At 41.4% G+C, this 16,229-nt stretch carries 15 protein-coding genes and 1 other RNA gene; 4 read left to right on the top strand and 12 right to left on the bottom strand.

Features of this window, described 5'->3' with window-relative positions:
- The first annotated feature begins 90 nt into the window (after nucleotides 1-90).
- Nucleotides 91-294 carry an HHA domain-containing protein gene (locus tag EAE90_RS16670; RefSeq protein WP_011147992.1) on the top strand — a complete coding sequence of 68 codons (204 nt, stop codon included), beginning with the start codon at nucleotides 91-93 and terminating at the stop codon, nucleotides 292-294.
- Between the two features lie 100 nt (nucleotides 295-394).
- On the opposite strand, the gene ffs is transcribed toward EAE90_RS16670, so the two are convergent.
- Both ffs and EAE90_RS16680 read right to left on the bottom strand, forming a co-directional pair.
- An RNA gene (ffs, locus tag EAE90_RS16675) (signal recognition particle sRNA small type) lies at nucleotides 395-491 on the bottom strand.
- 134 nt (nucleotides 492-625) lie between these two features.
- On the bottom strand, nucleotides 626-1,072 hold the full coding sequence (locus EAE90_RS16680; protein WP_214054424.1) for a YbaY family lipoprotein: 447 nt from the start codon (nucleotides 1,070-1,072) through the stop codon (nucleotides 626-628).
- 250 nt (nucleotides 1,073-1,322) lie between these two features.
- Between EAE90_RS16680 and tesB the strand changes: the two genes are divergently transcribed.
- Entirely contained in the window at nucleotides 1,323-2,186 is an 864-nt protein-coding gene (gene tesB, locus EAE90_RS16685; RefSeq protein ID WP_214054425.1) for an acyl-CoA thioesterase II, read from the top strand.
- A 72-nt stretch (nucleotides 2,187-2,258) separates the two neighbouring features.
- On the opposite strand, the gene amtB is transcribed toward tesB, so the two are convergent.
- From amtB to EAE90_RS16710, 5 genes are all read right to left on the bottom strand, one after another.
- Complete coding sequence (amtB, locus tag EAE90_RS16690) at nucleotides 2,259-3,542, bottom strand: ammonium transporter AmtB (RefSeq protein WP_214054441.1); 1,284 nt, start codon at nucleotides 3,540-3,542, stop codon at nucleotides 2,259-2,261.
- Between the two features lie 22 nt (nucleotides 3,543-3,564).
- Nucleotides 3,565-3,903 (bottom strand): P-II family nitrogen regulator, encoded by a 339-nt coding sequence (glnK, locus tag EAE90_RS16695; protein WP_049582557.1) that lies wholly within the window; start codon nucleotides 3,901-3,903, stop codon nucleotides 3,565-3,567.
- A 179-nt stretch (nucleotides 3,904-4,082) separates the two neighbouring features.
- Entirely contained in the window at nucleotides 4,083-5,867 is a 1,785-nt protein-coding gene (locus EAE90_RS16700) for a SmdB family multidrug efflux ABC transporter permease/ATP-binding protein (protein WP_214054426.1), read from the bottom strand.
- The gene (locus EAE90_RS16705; RefSeq protein WP_214054427.1) at nucleotides 5,860-7,629 is read right to left on the bottom strand and encodes a SmdA family multidrug ABC transporter permease/ATP-binding protein; all 1,770 of its coding nucleotides are present in this window, start codon (nucleotides 7,627-7,629) and stop codon (nucleotides 5,860-5,862) included. Before EAE90_RS16705 ends, EAE90_RS16700 begins: the two co-directional genes overlap by 8 nt.
- A gap of 86 nt (nucleotides 7,630-7,715) precedes the next feature.
- The gene (locus EAE90_RS16710; protein WP_214054428.1) at nucleotides 7,716-8,177 is read right to left on the bottom strand and encodes an Lrp/AsnC family transcriptional regulator; all 462 of its coding nucleotides are present in this window, start codon (nucleotides 8,175-8,177) and stop codon (nucleotides 7,716-7,718) included.
- 129 nt (nucleotides 8,178-8,306) lie between these two features.
- Between EAE90_RS16710 and EAE90_RS16715 the strand changes: the two genes are divergently transcribed.
- Together EAE90_RS16715 and queC are read left to right on the top strand one after the other, a co-directional pair.
- Entirely contained in the window at nucleotides 8,307-9,359 is a 1,053-nt protein-coding gene (locus tag EAE90_RS16715; RefSeq protein ID WP_214054429.1) for a PLP-dependent cysteine synthase family protein, read from the top strand.
- Nucleotides 9,360-9,391: 32 nt separating this feature from the next.
- Complete coding sequence (queC, locus tag EAE90_RS16720) at nucleotides 9,392-10,090, top strand: 7-cyano-7-deazaguanine synthase QueC (RefSeq protein ID WP_214054430.1); 699 nt, start codon at nucleotides 9,392-9,394, stop codon at nucleotides 10,088-10,090.
- A 28-nt stretch (nucleotides 10,091-10,118) separates the two neighbouring features.
- On the opposite strand, the gene EAE90_RS16725 is transcribed toward queC, so the two are convergent.
- The 5 genes from EAE90_RS16725 to lon all read right to left on the bottom strand — a co-directional run bounded on the left by EAE90_RS16725 (nucleotide 10,119) and on the right by lon (nucleotide 16,112).
- A complete protein-coding gene (locus EAE90_RS16725) occupies nucleotides 10,119-10,526 on the bottom strand; it encodes an acyl-CoA thioesterase (protein ID WP_046394481.1) in 408 nt (135 codons plus the stop codon).
- Nucleotides 10,527-10,680: 154 nt separating this feature from the next.
- A complete protein-coding gene (locus EAE90_RS16730; RefSeq protein WP_214054431.1) occupies nucleotides 10,681-11,055 on the bottom strand; it encodes a ComEA family DNA-binding protein in 375 nt (124 codons plus the stop codon).
- Nucleotides 11,056-11,205: 150 nt separating this feature from the next.
- Nucleotides 11,206-13,077, bottom strand: a complete 1,872-nt coding sequence (gene ppiD, locus EAE90_RS16735; RefSeq protein WP_214054432.1) for a peptidylprolyl isomerase — start codon at nucleotides 13,075-13,077, stop codon at nucleotides 11,206-11,208.
- Between the two features lie 177 nt (nucleotides 13,078-13,254).
- The gene (gene hupB / locus EAE90_RS16740) at nucleotides 13,255-13,530 is read right to left on the bottom strand and encodes a nucleoid-associated protein HU-beta (RefSeq protein WP_133816029.1); all 276 of its coding nucleotides are present in this window, start codon (nucleotides 13,528-13,530) and stop codon (nucleotides 13,255-13,257) included.
- A 227-nt stretch (nucleotides 13,531-13,757) separates the two neighbouring features.
- Nucleotides 13,758-16,112: an endopeptidase La gene (gene lon / locus EAE90_RS16745; RefSeq protein WP_214054433.1), complete on the bottom strand. Its 2,355-nt coding sequence runs from the start codon at nucleotides 16,110-16,112 to the stop codon at nucleotides 13,758-13,760.
- Nucleotides 16,113-16,229: the final 117 nt, after the last annotated feature.

Below are 16,229 nucleotides of genomic sequence, written 5' to 3' on the forward strand. Positions count from 1 at the left end.
TGTTACAGGATTTAAGTTGTTCCTTGAGCAAAATTTGATTGAATATTTCCCTCAATAATTTTTTATATATGTTAAATAAGAAAGGCGATTATGACTAAAACTGATTATCTGATGCGTTTAAGAAAATGCACCACGATTGATACACTAGAACGTGTGATTGAAAAGAACAAATATGAACTTTCAGGAGATGAACTTGAACTATTCTACTCTGCTGCGGATCACCGCCTAGCTGAGCTGACCATGAATAAACTGTATGATAGAATTCCACCTTCAGTATGGAAATACGTTCGCTAAAATAGTCTTTATCAGATAGAGAGTGATCCGAGCCGGTAAAGTGCTATCGGCTTATTTAGATCATCTATGTGTTTAGGTTATTAATGAAAATTGGCGAGGGCTCTGCCAGCGACATCCCGGCACACACATCCCCTGCTATGGCTGCTTCCTTCCGGACCTGACCAAGTTAACAAGTTAGCGTTGCGGGAGAACCAACAGAGCCCCCATTGTGACGTGTTGCTTTAACTTCAAAGCGGCGCCATTATCATTCATACCTACTCAAATAGCAAGACAAGCAGGCCCGAATGCTGATTTATTGTACATTGCAAGTGAATACAATTAAGGAAATGTATTATCTAACAGCTTTCAACGTAATTTCGATATTTTTAGTCTTCCCATTATTAATCACTTCATACGCTGTATCTGTAACAAACATCAATCGACTATGCAACGAAACAGAAGCACTGACAACAATGCGTGCACCCGGCTTAATTTTGTCTGATTGATAAGGCAAAACAAAATGGAAAGGCGATTGTTTCCCACCTAAACGCTCAACCTTCTGAGACAGAGTAACTGAGGGTGCATCAAGCAAAGATACATCAGATAAAGCCACTGTCAGAACAGCATCTGCTGGCAATGCTATACGCTGTAATATATTAATATTGCCTTCAACAAAAGACCGTTTCATTGGATTTTCAATCTCTTTCACCTGAGTATCTACTACCTGAGCACCTTTGGCATTACACCCAACCAAAGCAACCGCTAGTAATACGCCAGCGGGGAGCTTCCATAACTTCATACACATTCCTCCGTTGTTAATTCATCTACATAAATATTAAAATAAATTGAAATATCAAGTCATTAAATCTAAATCATTTGGATTATAGATTAAAAAATTGAATATAAAACGCCAATAAATCTTATATTCTTTATTGCACTACTGTCAGGACTTAAAACATTTATAATTTAGTTATTTATTAATCATCTATTAATGAGACAATAATCATCCCTTGTACTCTCGATAACCTAATAGAAAACAAAGGCGTATTATGAGCAAGTCATTACAGAATCTGATAAATTTGATGAAATTGGAGAAAATTGAGGAAGGTATTTACCGAGGGCAAAGTAAAGATCTCGGTTTTCCTCAGGTTTTCGGGGGGCAAGTGGTTGGTCAGGCACTGTATGCAGCCAAACAAACCGTTGTCGATGACCGGATAGGCAACTCTTTCCATAGTTATTTCTTGCGCCCCGGAGACAGTAACAAACCTATCGTCTATGATGTTGAAATTCTACGTGATGGAGGAAGTTTTAGTGCCCGGCGAGTCAGTGCCATTCAAAATGGCAAGCCTATCTTTTATATGACTGCCTCATTTCAAAGTCACGAAGAAGGTTTTGAACACCAGAATATAATGCCAGATGTACCATATCCAGAAGAACTTATCCCTCAGAACGAAATCGTGAAAAAGATGTCACATCTGCTGCCCCAGAAAATGCAGAATATTCTTCTCTTCCCCTGCCCGCTAGAAATGAGACCCGTAAAATATCATAGTCCATTTAATTGTCCACCAGAAGAACCTATACGCTATGTTTGGTTCCGCAGTAACGGCGATATGCCTGATGACCCTTTTATGCATCAATATCTGCTTGGCTATGCCTCCGATTTTAACTTTCTGCCAACAGCATTACAGCCACATGGCGTCGGGTTCCTTGAGAAAAATATTCAGATAGCAACAATTGACCATTCTATGTGGTTCCACCGCCCGTTTAAGCTAGACGACTGGCTGCTATATGCTATAGATAGTCCGTCAGCTTCTGGTGCCCGAGGTTTTGTCCGGGGGCAAATTTATAATCGTGAAGGGATACTTGTTGCCTCCACAGTACAGGAAGGTCTAATTAGGAAACGCAACAGATAAATGAATTAAGGCAGCAAACTAAGAAATCGACATTACATCTTATGTCTTATTGCTGCCTTTTAATATTACAACTTAATTATAAGCACTCTCTCCATGAGAATTAATATCCAACCCTTCCCTTTCAACTTCAACTGTAACTCGCAACCCTACCAACAGCTCTGCTATTTTAAAAGCAACAAAGGCAACAATGACTGACCAAACCACGCAAACCAGTATACTAAAAGCCTGAATACCAACTTGCTCCAACATGGTTATACCCTCTGCATGCCCGGTTCCTCCCAAAGATTTAGCCGTAAAAACCCCAGTCAGGAGGCAACCTACGATCCCACATACGCCGTGTATACCAAATACATCACATACATCGTCAACACGTAACCATCGTTTTAAAGCCACCACCCCCCAAAGTCCGGTAACACCTGCGATCAGACCAATGACTAATGCACCACCAACACCCACCATTCCAGCAGCAGGTGTAATACCAACCAACCCAGCAATACAGCCTGAACATGCTCCTAAAAGAGATGGTTTATTACGAAAAAGCCATTCTGCAAAAACCCATGACAGGATAGCGGCAGCAGTCGCCACAATAGTATTTAAAAATGCCAGAGCGGCTATCTCATTAGCAGCACTCGCAGAACCAGCATTAAAACCAAACCAACCAATATAGAGCACAGCAGTACCAGTGAAGACCATCGGCAAATTATGTGGTTTAAATGCCTCTTTGCCAAAACCAGTACGTTTTCCTAGCAAGTAAGCACCAACTAATCCAGCTACAGCAGCGTTAACATGGACAACCGTACCACCAGCAAAATCCAATGCTCCATCCTGCGAAAGTACACCACCCCCCCAAACCATATGCGCCATAGGCAGGTAAGAAAATGTCAACCACAGCACACTAAAAATTAACAAAGCCGAAAAGCGAATACGCTCCCCTAATGCACCAATAATCAAAGCAACTGTGATACAAGCGAAAGAACCTTGAAATGCCACATGAATTAGCTGATAAAAATTGCCACTTAAGTCAGTGAATGCCAAATTCTTTAGCATCATTTGACCAAAACCGCCGAAAAAACCATTCCCTGGTTCAAAAGCCAGGCTGTAACCGTAAATCACCCATAATACACATACCAGAGCAAAGCTCACCATAACCTGAGCCATTAGCGATAAAACGTTTTTGCTCCGTAACAATCCACCATAAAACAGAGCAATTCCTGGAATAGTCATAAATAGAACAAGGACTGTACAAATCATCATAAAAGCATTATCAGCTTTATCAGCAACGCCTTCCGCAGCCTGAGATAATGATGGTACACAACTGGCCACAATACCGGCAGCCACTGAGAATTGTCTTTTCACATCTATCTTTACTATCAGTGGGTTACAGTGCCGCATCGTTAGTTTCTCCTGTTCTAATACGAATAGCCTGTTGTAATTCAATGACAAAGATTTTACCGTCGCCAACTTTTCCAGTGAAAGCTGATTGCTGAATAGCATGAATTACCTCCTCAACCAATTCATCTGCTACAGCAATATCTATCTTTATTTTAGGCAAAAAATTGACACTATATTCAGCTCCACGGTATAGCTCCGCATGTCCTTTCTGACGTCCAAATCCTTTTACCTCTGTTATGGTCAATCCCTGAACACCAAGACCAGAGAGAACTTCCCGAATATCCTCCAATTTGAATGGTTTTATAATTGTCGTAATGAGCTTCATATATCCCCCTTCCATCCGGCTATTATGTTTACAATAAAGAAATAGCAAGGGGTGTGCCAGAATCTAAAAACATATAAAAATCAAATAATAATAAAGAGAATAAAAATTATGGGGAATAAGAAGGGAGGAGAGCAGCGAATATACTCTCCCTTGAACGCACCAAATTAGTGCAAATCTGATTAAACTAGTACCTCTTTCTCAGAGATTGTGCCACATTCATTTAGCGTCTCACCTACTTGTTGCAACTGATACATCTGATAATAACGCCCACGACTTGCCAATAATTGTTGATGGCATCCTTGTTCAACAACTGCACCACGATGCAGCACCAGAATAGTATCAGCTTCCACAATGGTAGACAGACGATGAGCAATCACGATCAATGTTGTTTGTTGACGAATCAATCTCAAGGCTTGCTGTACCGCCTGTTCCGTACCAGAATCAATATTTGCAGTCGCTTCATCAAGGATCAAAATTTGTGGCGTTTGCACCAACACTCTCGCCATAGCAAGCAATTGTTTTTGACCGGCCGATAATGTATTACCCTGTTCTCCCAAGATAGTATGAAGTCCATCAGGTAATGTACGCACTAATTCAGCTAACTGAACAGTTTCCAGTACTTGCCAAACCTTCTCTTCTGAAATATTCCGACCAAGGGTAATATTGTCAAAGAAAGTGTCAGCAAGAACAACCGGGTCCTGCTGAACTATTGCTACACCATTGCGTAACACCGAATGAGACAGAGATGATACAGGCCGACCATCAAGATAAATTTCCCCTTTCTGCCACGGGTAATACCCCATCAGCAAATTTGCCAGCGTACTTTTACCACTTCCGGTATGACCAACCAAAGCAACAAAACCATGAGCCGGAACTTGTAAATTAATATCTTGTAAAATTATTTTTCCATGCCGGTAGGCAAAACTGACATTTTCTATATCAATTCGACCACTGGACAGTGGCTGGCTATCCATGCCATAACCTTGCTGAGGGCTATCCATTAATTCAAATATTCTCTCACCAGAAACGACAGCTTGTTGCAGAATCGATTGCTGAGATGTCAGTTCAATCAGTGGTTCATTCAACCGCCCCAAATAATTAATAAAAGCATACAATATCCCGACACCAATCGCCCCTGGCCCGCTGATTCCAAACAACACGATAAGACCGCACAATACCATAGCAGATAGAAAACTCAGTAGTGGGCGCAACAAAAGCCCATCTAATCTCAACGCTTGCATTCTCGCCTGATAATGAGCCCGACTGGTTGACAACATACGTTCACCAAAACGCGCCTGCTGCCGAAACTGCTGAACAACATTCATTCCATTAATGACTTCGTTAAACTCATCATTAATATCAGCCAAATAACTACGCACCCGACGGACAATTGGCGTACTGAAATGCTGATATATCGCCATAACAATCAAGACGACAGGAAAAATAAGAATTGCAATCAATGCCATGCGCCATTCCAATATAAACATGGCAATCAGCATCGCACCAATCAATGCCATACTGCGAAATACCGTAGGAACTACATTGACATAAAGATCTTTAATGACTTCAGTATCATTCGTTACACGGGAAATCAACTGCCCTACCGGTTGATTATCAAAAGCACTCAGAGGCTGGCGCAATGCGGCATTCATTACATCAGTACGAAGCTGCTGAACCACATCAACTGACACTTGATTGAACAATAAAGCCTGAAAATAATGTAATACAGCCGTAATCAGTTGCAGAACAATAAAAATTATAGCCAACCCGATAACCACCTTAGTCGGCATATTACCTGTTGCAACCATATTATCGATAAAGTAACTAATGAGAACTGGACCACTGACTTCCGCAATTGCTGCCCCCCATAACATGAGTACAGCTAGCCCCAACGGCTTACGATAATTCTTGCCATAAACCAGCAGACGCTTCAGAGACGGCCACAATTGACGAACTTTAGTCATCTTTATCTCCTTCTACTGTTTCCTCATCATCCAATGCTGCTTCAAGTTGCTGATAATAATACATATCACGATACCATCCTGACTGCTCCGCCAGTTGCTGATGCCGCCCTTGATGTATAACAGAACCTTGCTGCATCACCAGGATATTATCAGCATCAGTTAATGCAGACAGGCGGTGAGCACTAATAATAACCGTCCGTTGCTGCCTCCACTGACTGAGGTTTTGTAGGATATTATGTTCAGTTTGCCCATCAACCGCAGATAAAGCGTCATCCAGAATCAGAATCTCTGCATCTAAAAGTAATGCTCTTGCAATGGAAATACGCTGCTTCTGACCACCAGAAAGCATTACCCCACGCTCGCCTACTTCTGTCTGATACCCCTCAGGTAAACGAAGAATATCTTCATGAACATTGGCAAGGCGGGCAACTTCTTCAATCTGTTCCTGTGTTGCATCAGGACGCCCCAAAGCAATATTTCTGGCAACTGTGTCTGAAAATAAAAAAGGGGTTTGATTGACAACAGCAAATCGTGCTCGCCATTCATCCAACCTGATATCCGCAATTTTGAGCGACTGGAAAAGAATTTCCCCATCAGTCACATCAAACTGCCTCTGTATCAGCGCAAGTAATGTGCTCTTACCTGAACCAGTTGGACCACAGATCCCTAATAACTGTCCAGGTAATAACTGGAAATTAATTTGATTGAGAGCAGTTTTGTTGCTTTGCGGATAATTAAACGCTTTGATATTCACATCCAGAATACCGCGTTTAGGCAATAAATGACCAATACCATCCTCAATAACCGGAGGCTCTTGTAACAAACTACGGATACGACTATAAGCGGCACTTCCCCGTTCAACGATATTAAACATCCATGCCAGCGCCAACATTGGCCAAATCATTAAGCCAAGGTACATCACAAAACTAGTAAGCTCACCAAGTGTTAAAACACCATTTAACACCATCCAGCTACCACCACCGATAGCCAATAAGTTTGACATACCGATGGCAATAAAAATTGTCGGATCAAATCGAGCATCCACCCTAGCAACATACATATTCTTACGACCGGCTTCCACTGCAACTTGTTCAAACTGATTTGATTGCAAATCTTCAAGGCCAAACGCCTTAATCATACGAATACTGGTCAGACTCTCTTGAGCCTGATTATTAAGAGCAGAAAATGCCCCTTGTGCAGATTTGAAACGTCGATGAAGTTGATCACCATATCGTTTAATAATGATTGCCATAATCGGCATAGGTAACAGAGACAGTAAAGTTAGTTGCCAACTAATTTGTATACTCATCACAATCAGCACTGCACAGCCCATAACTAGCGAATCAACTAACGTAAGCACACCTTCACCGGCAGCAAATACTACCCGATCCACATCATTAGTAGCACGGGCCATTAAATCTCCCGTGCGGTGACGCAAATAAAATTCAGAGCTTTGTCGGCTAAGTTGCTGGTAAAAATTATTCCGCAATTTAACCGCTAATTGGTATGACGCCCCAAATAACCATAAACGCCATATATAACGCAAGATATAGACAATCAATGCGATAATCAGTATAACACCCGCCCACACCGTCAATTGGTAAAATGACATAGACGCAGTGCTGATCCCATCAACGATTACACCCACCAGATATGGAGGAATGAGTAGTAGAATAGAAATAATAATAAGCAGAGTCACTGCCCCAAGATAGCGACGCCACTCGCTACGGAAGTACCAACTTAATTGAGAAAACAATCTCACACGTGTATATCCCGAAATGAAATAGATAGTAGAAATGTTGAACGACACTCAGAATAATTGACTTAACGCAATGAACTAATAACCGGTTAATCTGGTATCGGTAATGCTGTAGTGTATTTGATTTTTTCCATTGCAAAACTCGACGTTACATCAATCAACCCCGGAACACCATTAACCATACGCTTGTAGAAAAGATCATAACTTTTCATATCCACAACTTCCACGTGCATTAAATAATCACACTCACCAGCCATACGATAAAAAGCGAGGACTTCCGGCATTTGCTTTATAAATGCAACAAATTGTTCATACCAACTACTGTTATGCTGCTGAGTTCTGATCGTAACAATCACTGTCAGCCCTAATCCTAATTTTTCGCTATCAAGCAAAGCAACTTTGCCAACGATATAGCCTTCATCTTCAAGTCGTTTTAGCCGTTTCCAACAAGGAGTAGAAGTAAGATTAACAGCTTCCGCCAATGCATTCAGAGACAGACTACAATCTTTCTGTAGTAGCTTAAGCAACTTGCGGTCTGTTTTATCCAACATAGCTACCTCTTATAGAAAATTTTTCCATAAAGAAACCACATATTAAGAAAAATAACAATCTATTTCTCCCAGCACCAAGTTAATATCTACCCGCCGCCAATTATTTTTAAATTATAGAGTTAATAATTAATGTCACACAGTTGGACTACCAAGGCAATCAGAGAGATTCAAGCAGACCATCAACGCAGCTCTGATACTCATCTTATCCGCCTTAATTTGCCAGTTTTTCCAGGTATCCATTTATATCTAAAAGATGAAAGCACCCATCCAACCGGTAGTCTGAAACACAGGCTTGCTCGCTCTTTATTCCTTTACGCACTGAGTAATGGCTGGATAAAGGAAGGTACCCCGGTTATTGAATCCTCATCGGGTAGTACCGCTGTATCCGAAGCCTATTTTGCCCGCCTACTTGGATTACCTTTTATTGCTGTTATGCCCTCATACACCGCGAAACGTAAAATCCAGGAAATTGAATTTTATGGTGGTAAATGCCATTTTGTTAACCATTCAGCACAAATTTATGACGAGTCAGAACGACTAGCGAAAGAACTAAATGGCCATTATATGGATCAATTTACTTATGCCGAAAGAGCAACAGACTGGCGAGGTAACAACAATATTGCTGAAAGTATTTTTCGCCAGATGCAAATGGAACCATTTCCTGAACCAGATTATATCGTTATGAGCGCTGGTACTGGGGGAACTTCTGCAACTTTAGGACGCTATATCCGTTACCAAGGGCATAACACTAAACTGATTGTTGTCGATCCAGAAAACTCTATATTCTATGACTATTACCGTCAAAATTGCTGTGATATTCGTGGCAATTATAGTAGCAAGATTGAGGGTATTGGCCGCCCTAGAGCAGAGCCTTCTTTTATTCCCTCGGTTATTGATGACATGATCCAAATACCTGATTGCGCCAGCATTGCAACAATTTACTGGCTGGAAAAATTATTAGGCAGAAAAGTTGGAGCATCTACGGGAACCAATGTCTGGGGAGCTCTCCTGCTTGCTAACCAAATGCATGAACGTGGAGAACAAGGCGCAATAGTAACTTTGCTGTGCGACAGTGGTGAACGTTATCTCGATACCTATTACAACCCAGATTGGGTAAAAAATAACATTGGCGATATTTCACCTTATCTCAAACAACTACCCAATTTCCGTGGTTATAAGTAACATAACCATTTTATTCCAATGAGGATGTTACAATGAGACGAGCGGTTGTTGTATTCAGTGGCGGGCAAGATTCCACGACCTGCCTGATTCAAGCAATTAATCAATATGACGAAGTACATTGTGTCACTTTTGATTATGGTCAGCGCCATCGCGCCGAAATTGATGTTGCGCGTAATGTCAGCCATTCTCTTGGTGTTGTCGCACATAAAGTACTGGATGTCACATTACTTAATGAACTGGCTCTCAGCAGTTTGACTCGTGATAACATCCCTGTTCCCGATCACAGTGAAAGTGAAAAAAGCGCTATACCCAGTACATTTGTCCCTGGGCGCAATATTTTGTTCCTGACACTGGCTGCTATATATGCTTATCAAGTTGAAGCTGAAGCAGTTATTACTGGAGTATGCGAAACTGACTTCTCCGGTTATCCTGATTGCCGCGATGAATTTGTCAAGGCACTGAATAAAGCGGTAAGCCTTGGCATTGCCCGTGATATCCGTTTTGAAACGCCATTAATGTGGCTAAACAAAGCTGAAACTTGGGCATTGTCCGACTACTACCAACATTTAGACTTTGTTCGTAGTCAGACGCTAACTTGCTACAACGGCATTCAAGGTAATGGATGTGGTACATGTGCAGCTTGTCATCTCAGAGCTAACGGATTAGAACAATATTTGAATGCTCCGGAGAAAATAATGACTGAAATGAAAGCAAAAACACATTTAGTTTAATCCAAATGGCAATGAGAGCCTTCCCCTCTCATTGTCCTGTTTTCACCAAAGCCCCCATTATTTCACGTAATTCACCTTCAATAGATAACGCTCTTTGCGTTTTTCTATCAATCCAGACAAACGTAGTCTTAGCATCTGCAATGAGTTGATTGTTCCTTCTGCGTATGATTTCCTGAGAAAATACACCACTTCTATTTCTCAGCTCCGTCAATCGGCAATCCACTTCCAATTCATCGCCAAGAACTGCTGAACTGCGATAATTGATATTAATGTTGACCACTGCAAACCCAACATTGTTTTTCTGTATCCATTCCACTACAGAATGCTTATGCAACCATTCCCACCGAGCACTTTCCAGAAACTCCAAATAGCGAGCATTGTTCACATGCTGAAACAAATCTATATGATAACCATGAACTTTTATAATTGAACTCATAATATTGCCTTTATGTTAAAGTCACTCATCTGACCAGGTTGATTTCACAATAGCAAAACAAAAAATTCACACTAATTAAAGTAATTTATTTGCAACCTTGATCACAACATCCTCATTCATAAAAAAATCATGAATGAGGATGATAGATAATATACTAGTAACTCAACTTACTTCTATTTCGCTCAATGAAAACTGGCCCTATTCCCTGAACCTCCTGTAACTGTTCCACCGTAGTAAACGCACCATGTTTTTCTCGATATTCAACAATTCCTTGTGCTTTTTTTACCCCAATACCATTTAGTGCTTTTGCTAACTCTTCCGCACTTGCAGTATTAATATTCACCTTTCCCTTTTCTTCAACTTTCAAAGCATCCTGCTGCTGTAATTGCTTTTCTGATGAAGAATGACCGGTAGTACTGGCTGCTTTAGCTACTTTATCTTTTACTTGCTCAGTGGCAATCGCAAATTGCCCTCCACACGCATAAAGCAAGCCAGCGAGCAAAATAGATAAAATTCCCGATTTTTTCATATCAATTCCTCCATGTTTTATGAGCAGAAAAAAGATTGCCACAGATAAATTTGAGCACAATGGATGAAGATCAGATATGCGAAAGGCCGCGAAAGCGGCCTTTATTGACAAGGTAATTACAAAGATATTTGCGATACTCTCCGCAAATTTTTATTCGATATGACCTAACTTAATTTTGGCTTTTTCACGCAAACTAACCAGTAAAGAATCCAGCATAGCGTTACCCATTTCACTCTGATAGCTATCAGTCATGCTCTTAATTTGTTCTTCGGATACAACACCTGGAGTAACTTTATCCAGTTGGAGCAGCACAACATCATCCAAACTATTTTTCGTCAAACCATATTCTGCCTTACCTTCTTTTGGCCGAGGTAACGCAAATACTGCACCAACTAACACATTATCCTGAGATGTACGCTGAATAACCTGAGGTTCGCCAAATTGAATACCTGCATCTTTCAAGGCTTGCTCACCTTTACCTTCTTTTAAAGCAGCCAGTAATTTCTCACTTTCGACTTGAAGTTGTTTTTCAGCTTTCTGACGTTTAACCAGTTCAGTAACTTGCTCTTTAACTTTCTCGAAAGGCTGTACTGTTTCCGGCTTATAATTATCTACACGCAAAACAAATGCACGATCGCCTTCAACGGAGATAACGTCAGAGTTAGTCCCTGTCGGCCCCTGCCCATCAACAAGATTACCTTCAAAAATAGCATGAATGACAGCGCCGAAATTAATCTCTACCGGCACACTATTGCGATCAAACCAATCAGTCGTCACAACCTTAATACCTGCAACTTCCTCAGCCGCAGCTAGAGATTCATTATCGCTGGTAGCAGCATCACTGACCTTCTGTTGCAGAGCATAGAAAGCATCTACTGCTTTTTCCTGCTTAACCGTTTTCTCAATTTCAGTGCGAACTTCAGATAAAGGCTTAATTATTTGAGGCTTAACATCATCTAAATGGAAAATAGCGAAACCATCAGCAACCTTAATTACAGAAGAAATTTGACCTTTATCTTTCAAATTAGCTTGCTTCAACTCTTCAGGAAGAGCATCCTCTTCTATCCAACCGATCTCACCACGATTTTTTGCTGAAAACTTATCCGTTGATTTTTCAGTCGCTAATTTACCAAAATCAGCACCCTTATTTAGCTCATTAAGCACAGTCTTGGCTTCAGCTTCAGTTGCAAGCTGAATCAGACTATATTTTTTCTGCTCTGGTTGAGTATAACGTTTCAAATTATGCTCATAGTAAGCATCAACATCAGCGGATGTAGCTGAAACTTTATTCATTTCATCTACAGCATCCATCTTGATATAACTGACTTTCACTTCTTCTGGAGCAATAAAGCTGTTCTTATTTAGATTATAGTAATCTTGCAAATCTTTATCTGTTACTTCCTGCTGCGCCTGAATTTTCTTCAGCTCCAGTGTAGCCATACGCACAGCTCTCTGTTGCAGAAGCAATTCAGCATTAGGTTTCACCTCACTAGGCAATGCTATTTCACTACCAGAAAAAGCCATAATTAATTGTTGATTAACTAAATTCTGGCGTGTTTGCTCAGCAAAAAGATCTGGACTCATCTTGGAACGGTCGAGCAACTCCAGATATTTGTTGTTATCAAATTTACCGTTTGTCTGAAAGTAAGAAGTATTTCGGATAGAATCCTTAACTTGCTCATCGCTGGCGGATAAACCCAATTCACGGGAATATTGCTCAATCAGTACACTATTAATTAGACGCTCCAAAGCCTGATTACGAATCTGCTTCATGCTTTGTTCGTCACTTGCCAACACTGAGAATTTATCTCCCAATTGCTCTTGCAATGCGTTTCTCTCTTGCTGAAACGCCCGCTCCAATTGAGCACGATTGATAGTCTGGCCATTCACTTCGGCAGCATAACTACCAGCTCCACTTGTCAGATAGCCCCCAACCCCCGTCAAAACAAAAGACAGGATAATGAGAGCCAGCACGATTTTAAGCACAGGACTGTTTGCCGCCGTGCGTAGGTTGTCCATCATAAAGAGGCAAAACTCCGCTTTGGTGAAATTGAAAACGCCATATTACGCTAATTCAAGCGTTAAGAGAAAAAAAGCGCACCAATCAATTGATGCGCTTCTATTTTAGCTTACCAAATCTGTCTCGTCAGTCTATGTTTGCCAATATAACAAGGACTGATAAGCAATATTCGGTTTATGTCACTCATTAACAGCGTCTTTCAAACCTTTACCTGGACGGAAAGCAGGTACTTTAGCCGCAGCAATTTTGAGCTCTTTTCCTGTTTGAGGGTTACGGCCTGTACGTGCAGAACGTTCACGAACAGCAAAAGTACCGAATCCCACCAGAGCAACATCATCGCCATCCTTCAATGCACCCGTTACAGAAGAAATGAATGCATCTACTACACGCCCTGCGGCTGCTTTAGAAATATTAGAGTCAGCAGCAATTTTGTCGATCAGTTGTGATTTATTCACTCTTATCATCCCCATATAGTTTTTACTACCGCATCAGAATCCAACGGACAACCCGATAGCAGTGCCGTTATATCAATCCTTTCCGATATTGGCAAGAAATCATAAGACAACAAAATATTTATTAGACAGCTCATCCAAGTTAGCAATACAAAAAAGCTGGTAAGCTTGAATTCACTTACCAGCCTATATTTCATCCATAATTATTGAGATAGTTCACTATTTTTGTACTACTGAACTGACACTAATTCTGCGCCAAAAACAGGATCTTGCAATGTAATAGCTAAAACATCTTCAATACGTTTTACTGGATGGATCTGTAGATCTGCAATAATATTTTGGGGAATTTCTTCCAGATCACGTTTATTCTCTTCAGGAATTAAGACTGTTTTGATTCCGCCTCGATGAGCTGCCAGTAGTTTCTCTTTCAAGCCGCCGATTGGCAGAACTAAACCACGCAATGTGATTTCACCGGTCATAGCAACATCAGCACGAACTGGATTACCGGTCAAACAAGAGACCAATGCTGTACACATGGCGATACCCGCGCTTGGGCCATCTTTTGGCGTCGCACCTTCCGGAACGTGGACATGAATATCCCGTTTCTCATAAAAATCAGCGTTGATACCCAACTTATCAGCACGAGCACGAACAACGGTTAATGCTGCCTGAATGGATTCCTGCATAACCTCACCGAGTGAGCCAGTATAGGTTAGTTTACCTTTCCCCGGAACACACGCGGTTTCAATGGTCAGTAAATCACCACCAACTTCAGTCCATGCAAGTCCTGTCACCTGACCAATACGGTTTTCCGTATCTGCACGGCCATAATCCACACGTTGAACCCCCAGATACTCTTTCAAGTTATCTGCGTTGATTTCAATATGTTTTAAATTTTTATCCATTAACAATGCTTTTACCGTCTTACGACACAGCTTAGAAATTTCTCGCTCTAAACTACGCACTCCGGCTTCACGAGTGTAATAACGGATAATGCCAATAATAGCACTGTCATCAATAGTTAATTCGCTTTTTTTCAGGGCATTACGTTCAATCTGCTTAGGCAGCAAATGACGTTTGGCAATATTCAATTTTTCATCTTCCGTATAACCGGAAAGACGAATAATTTCCATACGATCCAACAATGGCGCCGGAATATTCATGGAGTTAGACGTTGCAACAAACATGACATCTGACAGATCATAATCGACCTCCAGATAATGGTCGTTAAATGCTACGTTCTGTTCCGGGTCCAAAACTTCCAGCAAGGCAGAAGCTGGATCGCCACGCATATCGGATGACATCTTATCAATCTCATCCAGCAGAAACAGAGGGTTCTTCACTCCAACTTTGGACATTTTTTGGATCAATTTGCCCGGCATAGAGCCAATATAGGTTCGGCGATGACCACGGATTTCAGCCTCATCACGAACCCCGCCCAGCGCCATACGCACATATTTCCGCCCGGTCGCTCGTGCAATGGACTGACCTAAAGAGGTTTTACCCACCCCAGGAGGCCCAACCAAACATAAAATCGGCCCTTTAATTTTACTAATTCGGCTTTGTACTGCCAGGTACTCAAGGATGCGCTCTTTCACACGCTCCAAACCATAATGGTCGGTATCCAAAGTTTCCTGAGCTTTAACCAAATCTTTTTTAACTTTACTGCGAGCAACCCACGGAACCTGCACCATCCAATCGATGTAACTACGAACGACCGTCGCTTCCGCAGACATAGGAGACATCATCTTCAGTTTTTGCAATTCAGCTTCAGCTTTTTCACGAGCCTCTTTGGGCATTTTTGCGGCTTCAATTTTGCGCTTAAGGGTTTCATACTCATCAGGCGCATCATCCATTTCCCCCAATTCTTTCTGAATCGCTTTCATCTGTTCATTCAGGTAGTACTCGCGCTGGCTTTTTTCCATTTGTTTCTTCACGCGGTTACGAATACGTTTTTCTACCTGCAACAAATCAATTTCCGACTCCATCATTGCCATCAGATATTCAAGACGCTCAACAACATCAGACATTTCCAAAACAGTCTGTTTATCACTGAGTTTCAATGGCATATGCGCAGCAATTGTATCAGCTAATTTAGCGGCATCTTCGACACTGTGCAGCGAGGTCAGAACCTCTGGTGGAATTTTCTTATTTAATTTAATGTAGCCTTCAAACTGATTAATAGCTGTCCTGATCATAACTTCCTGCTCACGCTCATCAACGAGCGGCGAGTCAAGATACTCAGCATGAGCAGAAAAATGTTCGCCATTGTCAGTCAGAGTCGTAATGCGGGCACGTTTCAACCCTTCGACAAGCACTTTTACCGTGCCGTCAGGCAGTTTTAACATCTGTAAAATAGAAGCTACTGTACCAACGGAGAAAAGGTCATTAACCCCTGGCTCATCAGTTGAAGCTTCTTTTTGCGCAACCAACATGATCTGTTTGTCATGATCCATTGCTGCTTCTAGGCAGTGAATAGACTTCTCACGCCCTACAAACAATGGGATCACCATATGCGGGTAAACCACCACATCGCGCAGAGGCAATACAGGGATTTCTATGCGTTCGGAACGCTCAAGATTCATAGAGCTCTCTCTTCGTTTAGCTTTCGCCAGTTTTTAGGAATCTCGTGAAACACGGTTTTCACGAGTTTCACTCCATAGAATATAAAATATATGGGGACAGGAATTTGACATTCAATG

The organism is Photorhabdus caribbeanensis (genome assembly GCF_018448885.1).
GTDB classification, from domain to species: domain Bacteria; phylum Pseudomonadota; class Gammaproteobacteria; order Enterobacterales; family Enterobacteriaceae; genus Photorhabdus; species Photorhabdus caribbeanensis.